The sequence below is a fragment of the Nesiotobacter zosterae genome (genome assembly GCF_033843645.1).
Lineage (GTDB): Bacteria > Pseudomonadota > Alphaproteobacteria > Rhizobiales > Stappiaceae > Pseudovibrio > Pseudovibrio zosterae.
Map to the genome: position 1 here is coordinate 316,570 of NZ_JAWXVZ010000006.1, position 14,479 is coordinate 331,048.

Here is a 14,479-nt window from a genome sequence, read left to right on the forward strand (position 1 = left end):
GCTTTGAACAGATTGGTGACACCCAATGGCTAACCCAACCCTTGCAGCGAACGCCTATGCCAACATGGCAAAGCTCACCCAAAGTGGTGGGAACCCACAGGAAGTGGCGGGCGGTGCCAGCTCTCAGGACTTTTCCCAGCTCGTCAAAACAGCCGTGGAAGAAGTACGAGAAACCGGTCAGGTAACTGAAACGCAGTCCCTCAATCTGCTAGAAGGCAAGGCCAATGTGGTGGATGTGGTGACCGCGGTTGCAGAAACCGAACTGGCTCTTGAAACCATGGTTTCCGTTCGTGATCGCGTGATCTCCGCATATGAGTCCATCATGCGGATGCCGATCTAGTTGCTAAGGTAAGGCTCAATGACCGGCCCTGAAGTTCTTGATATTGCCAAGGATGGCATCTGGACGCTCATTCTTGTGAGCGCTCCCGTGATGCTGGTCGGTCTGGGGGTGGGTGTTGTCGTGGCCCTGTTCCAGGCGCTCACCCAAATTCAGGAAGCCACACTGGTTTTCGTACCGAAGATCCTCTCCATTTTTGTCGCGCTGTTGGTGGCCTTGCCGTTCATGGCCGCCACCATGGCCAGCTTTACCAATCAGATCGTCGAGATGATTGTGAATGGCGGCTAGCGCGTAAGGAGGGGCGTCGCCAATGACTGTAGAACTGGGCTTCATTACCAGCTACGTGGTGACGTTTCTGCTCGTGTTCGCGCGCCTTGGCAGCATGCTCATGCTCATGCCTGCGCTTGGGGAAGCATCCTTGCCCATGCAGTCGCGGCTGGGGTTGGCGCTGGCACTGACCTACATTCTGGCCCCCATTGGCCAGCCGCTTTATCCTGATACGGTCCTGTCTTCTTTTCCCACGCTGATGGTCATGCTCATCAGTGAGATCATTATTGGGTTGTTCGTTGGCGCGTCGGTGCGCATTGTCACGTTCGCACTGCAGACGGCGGGCGCGATGATTGCCAACCAGATGGGTCTGGCCTTTGCCCTTGGCGGCGATCTGACAGCCTCGGGCATGCAGGGCGCTGTCATTGGAAACTTTCTGTCCATTCTGGGCACGGTGCTGATCTTTGCCACCAATCTGCATTATCTGGCCATTGCCGCCATGCATGATTCCTTCACGCTGTTTCCGCCGGGCACGTTCATTCCTGTTGGGGATGCCTCAGCCAATGGTGTGGCGTTGGTCTCGCAGATGTTTTCCATTGCGGTGCGCCTCAGCGCGCCATTCATGGTGCTGGGGCTTACGTTCTACTTCGGCATGGGCTTGCTCAACAAACTCATGCCTCAGCTGCAGATCTTCTTCATCGCCATGCCGGTGAACATCATGCTTGGCCTTTTCTTGATGCTTGGCGTGCTGGCCACCATGATGGGCTGGTATCTGACGCAAGTCGAAACGGCCTTCCAGCCGTTCATAATCCAGTAGGAGCATGAATGGCTGACGAAACGGATGACTCCGAGAAGACCGAGGACCCCTCCCAAAAACGCTTGACCGAAGCGCATGAGAAGGGGGACGTTCCCAAATCGCAAGAAGTCAACGGCTGGTTCGCCTTGTTGGGCACAGCCATGGTGGTGGCGTTCTTTGCCCAGCCAACTGCCGCCGGAATTGCGGATATCCTCAAGGGCTTTTTCGAGCACGCTGACAGCATTCCGGTTGATGGCGGTGGACTGTTGTTCTTGCTTCAAGACACAGGCCCCCACATTCTTGTGGTGCTGGCGCTGCCGCTCTTGGTGATGATGGTGCTGGCTGTGGTGGGCAACGTGGTCCAGCACAAACCGGTGTTCACAGCCGAATCCATCCAGCCCAAGCTCAACAAGGTGTCACCTCTGGCAGGGGCCAAGCGTCTGTTCTCCAAGGACAGTCTCATGAACTTTGCCAAGGGGCTGATGAAGATCGCCGTGGTTTCGACTCTGATCTATTTCATTGTCTGGCCGCAGAAGGATCAGCTGGAAACCGCCATTTTTCGCGGTGCAGGGCACATTCTTCAGGAAAGCAGGGACTTGTCGCTCCAGCTGGTGGGTGCAATCCTTGCTCTGATGACGGTGGTGGCAGGGCTGGACTTCGCTTGGCAGCGACAAAAATGGTTCAACAAGCAGAAGATGACCCAACGCGAGGTCAAGGAGGAGTACAAGCAATCCGAGGGTGATCCGCAGATCAAGGCGAAGATCCGCCAGTTGCGTGCGCAGCGATCTCAGCAACGCATGATGGCGGAAGTGCCCAAGGCGACGGTTGTGGTGACCAACCCGACCCACTACGCGGTTGCACTTTTCTATGACGACGAGATGCAAGCGCCGAAATGTGTGGCTAAGGGCGTGGATGCACTGGCGCTTCGTATTCGTGAACTGGCAGAAGAAAGTAGTGTTCCGATCGTAGAGAATCCCCCTCTGGCGCGTGCGCTGCATGCCACGATGGAGATTAATGATATGATACCGGAGGAGCATTACGCAGCGGTTGCAAAGGTTATCGGTTATGTGATGCAGCTGCGTGAGAAGAAAAATTGGCGCTCGTAACTCTGGGACGTGCTTGAAACTTGGTGCATTGCGTTGAATCCTCAGACGGAGTGCGAATCCGGGCTTAATTGGGGCTGCCCGTGGAGAGATTTTGATGAAAGAGACCGATACTCGGCCACCGGAACCTGTCATTGACCGCAGTGGTGGTGGAGGAAACATCGGATTGCTTATGTTGCTGGCGCTAGGTCTTGCTGCCGCAACAGCCGTGATCGCCGTGATGAGCCGCGAGCAGGCCGAGCCTTACATTCTCGGGCTCTTGGGCATTCTTGCGGTCGTCGGCGTTTTCTCTTTGTTTGCCAGTGCCATTGGCCTGTTGCGCTTTGCTTCCCGGCGGGATGGCAACCCGCTGGCAGAAGCCTTTCTGGATTCTCTCGAAGAGGGGGCGGTTCTGGTCGATCAGACCGGCCGTATCGTCTATGCCAACAAGGCCTACGCGGATCTGACCGGGGCTGTAAGTCCTGGGGATGTGCGCACGGTTGAGCGGGTGTTTTCAGCCGATCCGGAAGCCGCCGATGCGATTTTCCGCCTTTCCAAGGCTGTGCGCAATCACCGCCGTGCTCAAGAAGAGGTGCGCCTGCCTGCCGCCATTGGGCGCGTGGATGGCGGCTCGCGGTGGTATCGCATCAGTGTGCGGCCGCTGAACTACCACGACAAGGCGGGTCAGGCGACTGCAGGCCTCACCGTATGGCAGATCGCCGACATCTCCCGCGACCGAAAAGAGCAGGAGACATCGTTTCAGGAGTTACAGCGTGTCATCAACTTCCTTGATCACGCTCCCTCCGGCTTCCTGTCCTGTGATTCCGCAGGCCGTATTGTGTATCTCAACGCCACGCTGGCCGACTGGCTGGGGTATGACCTGACCCAGTTTGTGGCTGGCGGTCTGACGCTTTCCGATATTGTTCGCGGCGATGGTGCAGCACTCGTTCGGGCTATCAGCGGGCAGGAAGGCGAGGTCAAGACCGAGACCTACGACATCGATCTGGTAACGCGCAACGGCAAGGGGCTTCCCGTTCGCCTCGTGCACCGGGTGCCGTTTGGCGCGGATGGGCAGGCCGGCGACAGTCGCACGCTTGTACTCAACCGCTCGCCGGGCGAAGAAAACGCAGAAGCTCTTCGCGCAGCCGAGGTGCGTTTCTCGCGCTTTTTCAACAACACCCCGGTTGCCATTGCCTCCGTTGAAAAGAATGGCCGCATTCAGCGCACCAACGCGCCTTTCGTTCGCCTGTTCGGGCAAGAAGATGGGCTGAAGAGCGAGGCGCGCCTGACAGACTTTGTCGAGGAAGCGGGCCGGGCCGATCTGGAAGAGGCCTTGAAAAAAGCGGCGCAGGGTCAAGGCGAAATCGCGCCGGTGGACGTTGCTCTGTCTGAAGGGGCAGAGGCGGGGCGCTCGGCGACCTTCTACGTCTCCGCTGTTCTTGACAGTCAGGCTGAGGACGAGGCGGCCGTTGTCTACGTGCTTGAAACGACACAGCAGCGCGCCCTTGAAGCCCAGTTCGCTCAGAGCCAGAAGATGCAGGCCATTGGTCAGCTTGCAGGTGGTGTCGCGCACGACTTCAACAACGTTCTGACCGCCATCATCGGCTTCTCCGATTTGCTGCTGGCCAGCCACCGTCCAACGGACCCAGCGTTCCAGGACATCATGAACATCAAGCAGAACGCCAACCGTGCCGCAGGGCTTGTGCGCCAGTTGCTCGCGTTCTCCCGTCGTCAGACCCTGCGTCCGAAGGAGTTGGCGCTGACGGACGTACTGGCCGACCTCACCATCTTGCTGGACCGCCTTGTGGGCGAGAAAATCGAGCTGCACGTGGTTCATGGCCGCGATCTTTGGCCGGTGATGGCGGATGTGAACCAACTGGAACAGGTGATTGTCAATCTGGTCGTGAACGCCCGTGACGCCATGCCGGGTGGCGGTGAGGTGACCATCCGCACCCGCAACGTGGATGAACCGACCTCAACCACCTATGAGAACACCCGCGGCATGCCGCCTGCGGAGTACGTGCTCATTGAGGTGGAAGACAACGGCCACGGCATGTCCAACGAGGTGCTGGGCAAGATTTTCGAGCCGTTCTTCTCCACCAAGGAAGTGGGCAAGGGCACTGGTCTGGGGCTTTCCACCGTCTACGGCATCGTCAAGCAGACCGGCGGCTTTGTGTTTGCCACCAGTGAGGTGGATGCGGGCACAACATTCCGGATCTTCTTGCCGCGCCATGTGCCGGAGGAAAAGCCGGTTCAGGAAGTGGTCAAGGAAGAAAAGCAGGCCGTTGCCGATCTTACCGGCTCTGCCACCATTTTGCTGGTGGAGGACGAGGAAGCCGTTCGTGCCTTTGCGGCGCGTGCGCTGTCGTCCCGTGGCTATGAGGTCTATGAGGCAGGCTCTGGTACCGAAGCGCTTGAGGTCATGGAAGAGACCGAAGGGTCGGTTGATCTGGTGGTTTCCGACGTGGTGATGCCGGAAATGGACGGGCCGTCGCTGCTTATTGAGCTGCGCAAGACCCGACCGGATCTGAAGATCATCTTTGTATCCGGCTACGCTGAAGATGCCTTCGAGAAGAACTTGCCGGCAGATGAGAAATTCACCTTCCTGCCAAAGCCGTTTACCTTGAAGCAGTTGGCAACCACCGTGAAGGACGTGTTGGAGAACGGGCCATCTGAGCGTAGCTGAGCCCTGCCGTTCAGGGCAGGGTGTTTTGACATCACTGGGAATGATCTCAAACGAGGGGGGAATGCATGAGCACGGAAATTACTCAGGAAACCCCGGAGTTGGACGAAGAGCTTCTTGACGGACCGCGGGTGTTCAAGCTGCGCGGTCAGCATGTGATGCTCGCGGCACATGTGGCGCGGGTGTTCGAGGTTGAAACTCGGCAGATCACTCAGAACATCAAGAATAATCTTGAGAAATTCCCGGAGGCCTATGCCTTTGAGGTCTCGCCGGAGGAGCTGGAAGCCTTGAGATCACTGGGGGTGATCTCAAAACCGGGTCGGGGCGGCAGCCGCGCCTTGCCGTGGGTTGTCAGTCAGAAAGGGGCCATTCGCCTCTCCACCATCATGGACAGTCCAAAGGCCATTGAAGCGGCAGACGTTTTCATCGATGTCTTCACCGAGGTCCTGCGGCAGGTCTATGCGGGCAAGGACCAGTTGGAAATTTCCAAGCCATCACGTCTTAAGCCCAGTTCCGAGCTTCAAGAGCGGGTCGAGAAGATCCGCACCCAGTTGTTTTCTGCAATCAATGACCTTCTGGAAACCAAGGTGGACAGCCAGAACAAGATCACCGTGAAGGATGAATTGGGTCAGGTGGCAGATGGCATTCGCAAACACTATCACGAGTGGCTCAAGTCCAAGCGCGTCAGCAACGACAAGATCGAGGCGGAGACACTTCTGCTGTTGGAAAAGGTTCAGGACTTGCGGGAACGGCGCGCCGCGCATCTGAGTGGTGCTGCGCTGTCGCGTGAAAGTCAGGCGCTTGAGAACATGAAGCAGAAGATCGCCATCATCAAGGATCTCATGGACCTTCACGACAAGCTGGAACCCAATGCGGTCGTGCAGATGGTCGGCGACTACAGCGCGCTCGCGCTCACCGATGCCACAGAGAAGATACTGGAAAAGCCAAAGGGCTGAGTTGGCCTTGTTCCGCACCAGATACGAAAACACCCGCGAAGGTCGAACCTTGGCGGGTGTTTTTGTTTCTTCATGGAAGCTGAGTGCCTAGATGCACTGTGAGGTGGCTTCCGCGTTCTGTTTCAGGCCGATCAGGCTCTGCATGGTGTTGTTGTCACCCGGCAGCTTGTAGGATTGCTCCAGTCCAGTGTGGGCGTTGTTCAGCAGCGCCACATCCTGCACCACAAGTGTGTTGCACTGGCTGCCGGAGAAACGCACGCGCACGCGGATTACGCGATCGCCGTTGTCAGATGGTCCGAACTCCTGGTCCAGAACCGGATTGGCCTGACGCATCACGTTTTCAATGATCACCATGTTCGGGTCATCCTGCACCACCAGTGTGCCTTTCTGAGCAGCGCTGGTCTTCAGGGTCTGGCGAACCTGCTCCGGTGATGCCTTTACGGCAACGGATTGGGTGCCGGGCTCGGCACGAAGAATTGGCTGGTTGCTGCCTCGTGGGGCGCCTGACTGACAAGCCGCAAGCGCCAGCGTAAGCGCAACTAAAGCAACGATCCGCATTGTGTTGGTCCCGTAGGTTTCTGGTGCAAAGGGTTCAGAGCAACACCAGAGCATCATGCTGAAATGTGTCGGAATCATCTCCGTCAGAAGCCGCTGTGGAATCTGCGGAAACGCTCTCATGTCCCGATCATATACCCATCGGCAATACCGGGGTCAAATTCTTAGGAGAGCCTTCAGGGGAAGGGAAGGTCCAGCGCGGGTGCGGAGGGAAGGGTCACAGCAGCGCGCGCCGCTGTGACCGGAATGCATGAGGCGTTATGCCTTTGCTGCGTATTCAACTGCGATCTTGGAAGCCAGACGCGCGTTGTTCTTCACCAGCGCGATGTTGGTTGCCAAGCTGCGGCCGTCGGTCTGTTCAAACAGGTGCTGCAGCATGAACGGCGTCACTGCCTTGCCCTTGATGCCCTGCTTTTCAGCGTCTGCCAGAGCCAGCTTGATGAACTTGTTGATCTCTTCAGCTGGGATCTCGTCTTCAACCGGAACAGGGTTGGCGACCAGTTCACCACCGTGGGTGCCGAACGCTTCGCGGGTAAGAAGAACCTTGGCGATGTCTTCCGGGGTGTCGAGGCGGTAAGGGGTGTCCAGATCGCTGGTGGAGGACCAGAATGCTGGCATCTTGTCACAGCCGTAACCGATCACGGCCACGCCTTTGGTTTCCAGCACTTCAAGGGTCTTTGGCAGGTCGAGCAGAGCCTTTGCAAAGGCTGAGACCACCAGTACAGGCGTGCGTGCCAGTTCTTCAAGGTCTGCGGAGATGTCGAAGTTTGTTTCCGCGCCGAAGTGAACGCCGCCAACGCCGCCGGTTGCGAACACGCGAATGCCCGCTGCGTGGGCGGCCATCATGGTTGCTGCAACGGTGGTGGAAGCGTTGCGGCCCATGGCAATGCCGGTGCACAGGTCAGCGCGGGAAGCTTTCATCACATCCTTTGCGTTTGCCAGCTCTTCCAGCTTCTCGTCGGAAAGACCAACATGCAGCTCGCCCTTGAGGACCGCGATGGTGGCTGGAACAGCGCCGTTTTCGCGGATGATCGCTTCAACTTCGCGTGCTGTTTCAATGTTTTGCGGGTAAGGCATGCCGTGCGTGATGATCGTTGATTCCAGAGCAACAACCGGCTTTCCCTCAGCCAGCGCCTGTGCCACTTCATCGCTGTGATGAATCTGGATCTTTGTGTTCTTGGTCATTTCCTCATTACCTTTTTATAGGAGCTGTTCGGCTCAGTGACTTTGAAGACGTTGTGCGATGGCTGAGAGGCTCAGGCTGTCCGGCGCGGCCCCTGTGGCTTCGACTGTGATGGCGGAAGCAGCCAGACCACTGTAGGCCGCTTGTTCGGCAGCAAGGCCCTGACTGTAGGCGCTCAAGAAACCCGCGATGAAGGCATCACCGGCTCCAGTCACGTCTTTGGGCTCTGCTGGGAGGGGAGTAATCACGCGTTCCTTGCCGTCCACGGACAAGATCAGCGGGCGGCTGCCATCTGTAATGGCAATGGTCTTGCACCCTTTGGCCGTCAGGGCTTGCGCCATGTCCACGGCCGGAGCATCCGCGTCCATGCCCAGAAGGGACGACGCCTCAAGCCTGTTGGTGAACAGGATGTCGAGCTTGTCGAGGATGGGCAGAAGCCGGGTTGCCTTGGCACTGGAGACCGTATCGACCGCCAGAATGCGGTCGCCCTTAGCGGCGGCAATTGCCTCCAGCATTTCGGTTTCCATGTTGGTCTCGGCCAGCCAGATGCCTGCCTGTTCAAGGGCTGGGGTCAGGCTTCCCGCGACCGGCTTTGGGATCAGCTGCGTGATCTCGCTGTCGGAAATGGCGGCATGAAGGCTTCCATCCGGCTGGTGCAGCGCGAGGTAGGACCCTGTGCGCTGGCCGTCCAGCACCTTTACAGTGCTCACGTCAATGCCGGTGGCGGACAGGTGTTTGCGCACCCACAGGCCGTCGGGGTCATTGCCCACACAGCCGATCAGAGCGGGGTTGCAGTCAAGCCGGGCGAGAGCGCGTGCGATGTTCGCAGCAACTCCGCCGGGTTTTCCAGAGATTTCTCCGGGAGTGGACGTGTCCGGGAGAATCGGGCGTCCGGCATGAGCAATACGGTCCACATGAATGGCGCCGATCACTGCGAGCTTCGTCGGTTGGGACATGGTATTAGTGACCATCGTATTATGTTGATTATCAAGGTCGTAACAGTGTCCAGAGGCCGTGACAACTGGTGTGATTCCTATGTCCAAAGGCTTCTTTTTTGCCTGCTCAGCGTTATCCAAAGAAGAACACTTGAAGAACGGATCCCTGATATTCCATTGGAGATCAGCGGGTTATGAGGACTTGCGTAATGAGAACAAAATGAGTACACCAATCATACCTTTTGAATCTGTCGGTCCGTCATGAAATAAGGAACGGGTACGCATGTCACAAACTTCACTCCGCCTTGTCGAGGGCACACAGATGGATAAGAATAAGGCGCTCGATGCAGCGCTGTCACAAATTGAGCGGGCCTTCGGTAAAGGTTCCATTATGCGCATGGGGCAGGGCCAGGCAGTTGAGGTGCAGACCGTCTCTACCGGTTCCCTTAGCCTGGATATTGCACTGGGCATTGGCGGCCTTCCCAAGGGCCGTATTGTTGAAGTTTACGGACCGGAATCTTCAGGTAAGACCACTCTTGCGTTGCACACTGTTGCCGAGGCCCAGAAGCAGGGCGGCATTTGCGCCTTCGTGGATGCCGAGCACGCGCTGGACCCGATCTATGCCCGCAAGCTGGGCGTAAACATTGATGATCTTCTCATCTCTCAGCCAGATGCAGGCGAGCAAGCGCTTGAAATTGCAGATACTTTGGTGCGCTCCGGGGCGATCGACGTGCTTGTGATCGACTCCGTTGCAGCGTTGACACCGAAGGCGGAACTTGAAGGCGAGATGGGTGACAGCCTGCCGGGCCTTCAGGCGCGTTTGATGAGTCAGGCGCTGCGCAAGCTGACGGCCTCGATCTCCCGCTCCAACTGCATGGTGATCTTCATCAACCAGATCCGCATGAAGATCGGTGTGATGTTCGGTTCCCCGGAAACCACGACGGGCGGTAACGCGCTCAAGTTCTACGCCTCCGTGCGTTTGGATATTCGTCGCATTGGCGCCATCAAGGACCGCGATGAGATCGTTGGCAACCAGACCCGCGTAAAGGTGGTGAAGAACAAGCTTGCCCCTCCATTCAAGCAGGTTGAGTTCGACATCATTTATGGCGAGGGCATCTCCAAGACCGGTGAGCTTCTCGACCTTGGTGTGAAGGGCGGCATCGTCGAAAAGTCCGGCGCATGGTTCTCCTACAACAGCCAGCGTCTGGGGCAGGGCCGAGAGAACTCCAAGACCTTCCTCAAGGAGAATCCTGAGGTTGCTCAGGAGATCGAGTTGGCGGTCCGTCAGAATGCCGGCCTTATTGCCGAAGCGATTGACGATCCTGATATGGGCAAGGGCGACGACGAGTAAGTCTGCCAACGGCGCTTTTCGCCACTCATGCATGTATTACCCAAAGCCGGTGGCCCGCAGGTCGCCGGCTTTGTTGTTTTGAAGTCGTGGCTTTCGCGAATCCCCGGCGGCTTTCTGGCGGTCCGGGCAAAATGCAGCAATAGCCCTTAGACAAACGGTGCAGGTGCGGCAGGTGCCTTGCTAAAACCGCTTAATTTCGGCTGTTTCTTGGCGGGAGAACCGGATGCAAAGGGCTTATTGCATGGACAGTTGCGCCGTGTGTAGATAAAACCGCAACAAAGCCATAAGCAGTTGTTGCAGCAACTGCGGCTCCTACTAATGCAATTCAAGGGCGGGCCTGCGTTTTGGTTCCGCAGCTGTGAGAAGAGACGGACATCTAATTCATGAGTGGTGTGAACGAAATTCGGTCGGCTTTCCTCGACTACTTCAAAAAGAATGGCCATGAGGTTGTGCAGTCGAGCCCGCTTGTTCCGCGCAACGACCCAACTCTCATGTTTGTGAATGCGGGTATGGTTCCGTTCAAGAACGTTTTCACGGGGCTTGAAAAGCGCGACTACGTGCGCGCTACGTCCTCACAGAAGTGCGTTCGCGCCGGCGGCAAGCATAATGATCTGGACAACGTTGGCTACACCGCACGCCATCACACCTTCTTTGAAATGCTCGGCAACTTCTCCTTTGGGGACTACTTCAAGGAACAGGCCATTGAGCATGCGTGGACATTGATCACCAAGGATTTTGGCCTGCCGAAGGATCGCCTTCTGGTTACGGTCTACTCTGAAGATCAGGAGGCATTCGATCTTTGGAAGAAGATCGGCGGTCTGTCCGAGGACAAGATCATCCGCATTGCCACTTCAGACAATTTCTGGGCCATGGGTGACACCGGTCCGTGCGGCCCATGCTCCGAAATCTTCTATGATCATGGCGATCATATCTGGGGCGGCCCTCCAGGTTCTCCTGAGGAAGACGGCGATCGTTTCATCGAGATCTGGAACCTTGTGTTCATGCAGTATGAACAGCTGGCCTCAGAACGCATCGACCTGCCGCGTCCCTCCATTGACACCGGCATGGGTCTGGAGCGTATTGCAGCTGTTCTGCAAGGCGTTCACGACAACTACGACATCGACCTGTTCCGCGCGCTTATTGGCGCTTCTGAAAACCTTACCGGCGTTCAGGCAGAGGGCGAGCGTCAGGCCAGCCACCGCGTGATTGCTGACCACCTGCGTTCCACTGCATTCCTGATTGCGGATGGTGTGTTGCCTTCAAACGAAGGCCGCGGGTATGTTCTGCGCCGCATCATGCGCCGCGCCATGCGCCATGCAAACCTGCTCGGAGCGCGCGATCCGCTCATCTTCAAGATGGTGCCAACCTTGGTGCGCGAAATGGGGCAGGCCTATCCTGAGCTGGTGCGTGCCGAAAGCCTCATCACCGAAACCTTGCAGTTGGAAGAAAAGCGTTTCATCAAGACTCTGGAGCGCGGCCTTGGCCTTCTGGACGACGCCACCTCCTCCTTGGCTGAGGGCGAGCAGCTTGATGGCGAGACCGCCTTCAAACTCTATGACACCTACGGCTTCCCGCTGGATCTGACACAGGATGCGCTGCGCAACCGCAACATCTCCGTGGATACCGACGGCTTTGATCAGGCCATGGAACGCCAGCGTGCTGAAGCGCGCGCCGCGTGGTCCGGGTCCGGTGAAGCGGCCACGGACGCGGTGTGGTTCACCTTGAAGGAAAAGCTCGGTGCGACCGAGTTCCTTGGCTATGAAACCGAAAAGGCAGAAGGCGTTGCCACGGCGTTCGTCAAGGATGGGGAAGAGGTTGCCAGCCTGAAGGCTGGTGAAACCGGCATTGTCGTCTTGAACCAAACCCCGTTCTACGGCGAGTCTGGTGGTCAGGTCGGTGATACTGGCGTCATGATTGGCGAAGGCTTCAAGGCCACAGTTACCGACACCCAGAAGAAAGCCGATGGCCTGTTCATCCACCACGTCGAAGTGACGGAAGGTGCGGTCAAGGCTGGCGACGCACTGGAGCTGGAAGTTGACCAAGCGCGCCGCACGGCGATCCGCTCCAATCACTCCGCAACGCACCTTGTTCATGAAGCTCTGCGCGAAGTTCTGGGCGATCACGTTGCCCAGAAGGGCTCTCTGGTTACGCCAGAACGCCTGCGTTTTGACTTCTCCCATCCCAAGCCCGTTGCGGATGAGGAACTGGTGACCATCGAGCGCCTTGCCAACGAGATCGTTCTGCAGAACACGCCAGTCGAAACCCGCCTGATGGAAGTGGACGAGGCCATTGAGGCCGGTGCCATGGCTCTGTTCGGTGAGAAGTACGGCGACGAAGTGCGTGTGGTGTCCATGGGGCTCGCAACCGAAGGCGACAACGCTGGCAAGACTTACTCCTTGGAACTGTGCGGTGGTACGCACGTCACCCGTACCGGTGACATTGGTCTTGTGACCTTAGTCACCGAAGGGGCCGTGGCAGCGGGCGTTCGCCGTATTGAAGCGCTTACAGGAACGGAAGCACGCAAGTATCTTGCTCAGCAGGATGCCTTGATGCGTCAGTCCGCTGGTCTTTTGAAAACCAGCCCGGCCGACGTACCGGCCCGCATTGAAGCGTTGCTGGATGAGCGCAAGAAGCTGGAGCGCGAACTGGCCGAAGCCAAGAAGAAGCTTGCCATGGGTGGCGGTGCTGGCGGCGACAACGGTGTGCGTGAAGCGGGCAGCTTCAAATTGATGGCCCGCGTTGTGGAAGGCATGAACCCTAAGGACCTGAAGTCCGTGGCCGATGAGGGCAAGACCTCTTTGGGCTCTGGTGTTGTGACCATCATCAACGTGGCTGAAGACGGCAAGGCCGCAATCGTTGTGGGCGTCACCAGCGATCTCACTGACAAGTTGTCTGCTGTGGATCTGGTGCGCATTGGCTCCGAGGCTCTGGGTGGACGTGGCGGCGGTGGCCGTCCGGACATGGCTCAAGCTGGCGGTCCAGACGGCTCCAAGGCCGATGCTGCGGTTGAAGCGATTGAGACTGCATTGAAAAATGCATAGCGGCTCCACCGCTTAGACAGTTGAGAAGGGAGGGGCCGCACCCCTCCCTTTTTTGTTTTTGAAAGCCTTTTTGGCTATAAGCCGAAAATCAATTCTCTTTACGGAAGGTCGGTTGATGGCCCGTCAGCTGAAAAAAGACGTCTACGATATCCTTGAAAAAGGTGCCACGACACATCCCGTCGCCAAGCACCTCAACAAGTTCATTGTGGCGTTGATCCTCTTGAACGTTGGCCTTGCCGTCATGGAGACCGAGCCGTGGTTCGGCAAAGGCTGGCCAACGTTGCTTATTGCGCTGGATATGGGGGCGGGTCTCATCTTTCTGGTTGAATACGTGCTGCGCCTCTGGATCGCGGATCTGCATCCGCCGCTGCGCCGCTATCAGCCGTGGCGTGCGCGCCTGCAATATGCCATTCAGCCGCTGGCCATTATCGATCTGCTGGCGGTTCTGCCGTTTATCCTTGCGGTCTTAACCGACTATGTCACATGGAAAGCCTTTGTAATCCTGCGCTTGTTGCGCTTCATGAAGATCGCCCGTTACTCTCCGGCCATGCGGTCGTTGGCCTCGGCGGTGGTTACCGAGCGCAAGGCGATCATGGCCAGTCTGGTGATCATTTTTGGCACCATCCTCATTGCCGCTACCACCATGTACCTGGTGGAGCATCAGGCCCAACCGGAAAAGCTGGGCACCATTCCAGATGCCATGTGGTGGGCGTTTGCTACCCTCACCACCGTTGGCTATGGCGATGTGGTGCCGATCACCTGGGCGGGAAAGGTGGTGGCGTCCATTGTGATGCTTACCGGGTATTGCCTGTTTGCGTTGCCGGTGGGCATCATCGGCACCGCCTTCGTGCGTGAAATCAACTCCCGCGATTTTGTCGTCAGCTGGTCCATGGTGGCGGAAGTGCCCATGTTTGAGGACCTGTCGGCCATCGAGATCAAGGAGGTGGCGCACCTGCTCAAATCACAGAGCGCCGTCGACAATGAGGAGATTGTTCGGCGCGGGGAGCGCGCAGATGCGCTTTACCTCATCACCTCCGGTGCTGTCGTTGCCATCACGCCAGATGGGCAAACGCGTCTGGAGCAGGGGCAGTATTTCGGCGAGATGGTGCCTCATGGTGATGCTGAGCGCACAGCCTCGGTCTACGCAACAGAGCCCTCTCAGTTTCTGGTGCTGCGTCTTGAAGATCTTCGGGATCTCATGCGCCGTACGCCGGAGCTTGCCACCAAGGTCGCCCACCGGGCATTTGAGGCAACCAAGTCGGGCATGTCTGCGGCGGGTCCAGACGCATGAGA

12 protein-coding genes and 1 pseudogene are annotated in these 14,479 nt (G+C 57.6%); 10 read left to right on the plus strand and 3 right to left on the minus strand.

Annotated features, from left to right (window positions below; genetic code table 11):
- The first annotated feature begins 25 nt into the window (after positions 1-25).
- The 6 genes from Q3Y58_RS11365 (at position 26) to Q3Y58_RS11390 (ending at position 6,121) form a co-directional block, all read left to right on the plus strand.
- Positions 26-340, plus strand: coding sequence for a flagellar hook-basal body complex protein FliE (locus Q3Y58_RS11365; protein ID WP_274218612.1), 315 nt, complete (start codon positions 26-28; stop codon positions 338-340).
- A gap of 18 nt (positions 341-358) precedes the next feature.
- A complete protein-coding gene (gene fliQ, locus Q3Y58_RS11370; RefSeq protein ID WP_274218613.1) occupies positions 359-625 on the plus strand; it encodes a flagellar biosynthesis protein FliQ in 267 nt (88 codons plus the stop codon).
- A gap of 22 nt (positions 626-647) precedes the next feature.
- A complete protein-coding gene (gene fliR / locus Q3Y58_RS11375; RefSeq protein ID WP_274218614.1) occupies positions 648-1,421 on the plus strand; it encodes a flagellar biosynthetic protein FliR in 774 nt (257 codons plus the stop codon).
- An 8-nt stretch (positions 1,422-1,429) separates the two neighbouring features.
- Complete coding sequence (gene flhB, locus Q3Y58_RS11380) at positions 1,430-2,506, plus strand: flagellar biosynthesis protein FlhB (protein ID WP_274218615.1); 1,077 nt, start codon at positions 1,430-1,432, stop codon at positions 2,504-2,506.
- A gap of 94 nt (positions 2,507-2,600) precedes the next feature.
- Positions 2,601-5,168 (plus strand): cell cycle histidine kinase CckA, encoded by a 2,568-nt coding sequence (gene cckA, locus Q3Y58_RS11385; protein WP_319622300.1) that lies wholly within the window; start codon positions 2,601-2,603, stop codon positions 5,166-5,168.
- A 65-nt stretch (positions 5,169-5,233) separates the two neighbouring features.
- Entirely contained in the window at positions 5,234-6,121 is an 888-nt protein-coding gene (locus Q3Y58_RS11390; protein WP_319622301.1) for an ORF6N domain-containing protein, read from the plus strand.
- A gap of 87 nt (positions 6,122-6,208) precedes the next feature.
- Here the strand turns inward: Q3Y58_RS11390 and Q3Y58_RS11395 are convergent, their stop codons facing one another.
- The 3 genes from Q3Y58_RS11395 to Q3Y58_RS11405 all read right to left on the minus strand — a co-directional run bounded on the left by Q3Y58_RS11395 (position 6,209) and on the right by Q3Y58_RS11405 (position 8,815).
- Positions 6,209-6,679 carry a hypothetical protein gene (locus tag Q3Y58_RS11395; protein WP_274218618.1) on the minus strand — a complete coding sequence of 157 codons (471 nt, stop codon included), beginning with the start codon at positions 6,677-6,679 and terminating at the stop codon, positions 6,209-6,211.
- Positions 6,680-6,934: 255 nt separating this feature from the next.
- A complete protein-coding gene (locus Q3Y58_RS11400; protein ID WP_274218619.1) occupies positions 6,935-7,861 on the minus strand; it encodes a pseudouridine-5'-phosphate glycosidase in 927 nt (308 codons plus the stop codon).
- 33 nt (positions 7,862-7,894) lie between these two features.
- Complete coding sequence (locus Q3Y58_RS11405; protein ID WP_274218620.1) at positions 7,895-8,815, minus strand: carbohydrate kinase family protein; 921 nt, start codon at positions 8,813-8,815, stop codon at positions 7,895-7,897.
- 262 nt (positions 8,816-9,077) lie between these two features.
- Between Q3Y58_RS11405 and recA the strand changes: the two genes are divergently transcribed.
- From recA to Q3Y58_RS19520, 4 genes and pseudogenes are all read left to right on the plus strand, one after another.
- Complete coding sequence (gene recA, locus Q3Y58_RS11410; protein ID WP_319622302.1) at positions 9,078-10,145, plus strand: recombinase RecA; 1,068 nt, start codon at positions 9,078-9,080, stop codon at positions 10,143-10,145.
- 383 nt (positions 10,146-10,528) lie between these two features.
- The gene (gene alaS, locus Q3Y58_RS11415) at positions 10,529-13,186 is read left to right on the plus strand and encodes an alanine--tRNA ligase (protein ID WP_319622303.1); all 2,658 of its coding nucleotides are present in this window, start codon (positions 10,529-10,531) and stop codon (positions 13,184-13,186) included.
- Positions 13,187-13,427: 241 nt separating this feature from the next.
- A pseudogene (locus Q3Y58_RS19515) lies at positions 13,428-13,982 on the plus strand (ion transporter); the annotation flags it as partial.
- Positions 13,983-14,093: 111 nt separating this feature from the next.
- Positions 14,094-14,477 (plus strand): cyclic nucleotide-binding domain-containing protein, encoded by a 384-nt coding sequence (locus Q3Y58_RS19520; protein ID WP_413697814.1) that lies wholly within the window; start codon positions 14,094-14,096, stop codon positions 14,475-14,477.
- Positions 14,478-14,479 lie beyond the last annotated feature (2 nt).

Excerpts from the sequence above, each read along its gene's own strand:
- alaS (WP_319622303.1), top strand. The coding sequence starts at position 10,529 with ATGAGTGGTGTGAACGAAATTCGGTCGGCTTTCCTCGACTACTTCAAA.
- recA (WP_319622302.1), top strand. The coding sequence starts at position 9,078 with ATGTCACAAACTTCACTCCGCCTTGTCGAGGGCACACAGATGGATAAG.
- Q3Y58_RS11390 (WP_319622301.1), top strand. The coding sequence starts at position 5,234 with ATGAGCACGGAAATTACTCAGGAAACCCCGGAGTTGGACGAAGAGCTT.
- Q3Y58_RS11395 (WP_274218618.1), bottom strand. The coding sequence starts at position 6,679 with ATGCGGATCGTTGCTTTAGTTGCGCTTACGCTGGCGCTTGCGGCTTGT.
- Q3Y58_RS11405 (WP_274218620.1), bottom strand. The coding sequence starts at position 8,815 with ATGTCCCAACCGACGAAGCTCGCAGTGATCGGCGCCATTCATGTGGAC.
- Q3Y58_RS11400 (WP_274218619.1), bottom strand. The coding sequence starts at position 7,861 with ATGACCAAGAACACAAAGATCCAGATTCATCACAGCGATGAAGTGGCA.
- cckA (WP_319622300.1), top strand. The coding sequence starts at position 2,601 with ATGAAAGAGACCGATACTCGGCCACCGGAACCTGTCATTGACCGCAGT.
- Q3Y58_RS19520 (WP_413697814.1), top strand. The coding sequence starts at position 14,094 with ATGTTTGAGGACCTGTCGGCCATCGAGATCAAGGAGGTGGCGCACCTG.
- Q3Y58_RS11365 (WP_274218612.1), top strand. The coding sequence starts at position 26 with ATGGCTAACCCAACCCTTGCAGCGAACGCCTATGCCAACATGGCAAAG.
- flhB (WP_274218615.1), top strand. The coding sequence starts at position 1,430 with ATGGCTGACGAAACGGATGACTCCGAGAAGACCGAGGACCCCTCCCAA.
- fliQ (WP_274218613.1), top strand. The coding sequence starts at position 359 with ATGACCGGCCCTGAAGTTCTTGATATTGCCAAGGATGGCATCTGGACG.
- fliR (WP_274218614.1), top strand. The coding sequence starts at position 648 with ATGACTGTAGAACTGGGCTTCATTACCAGCTACGTGGTGACGTTTCTG.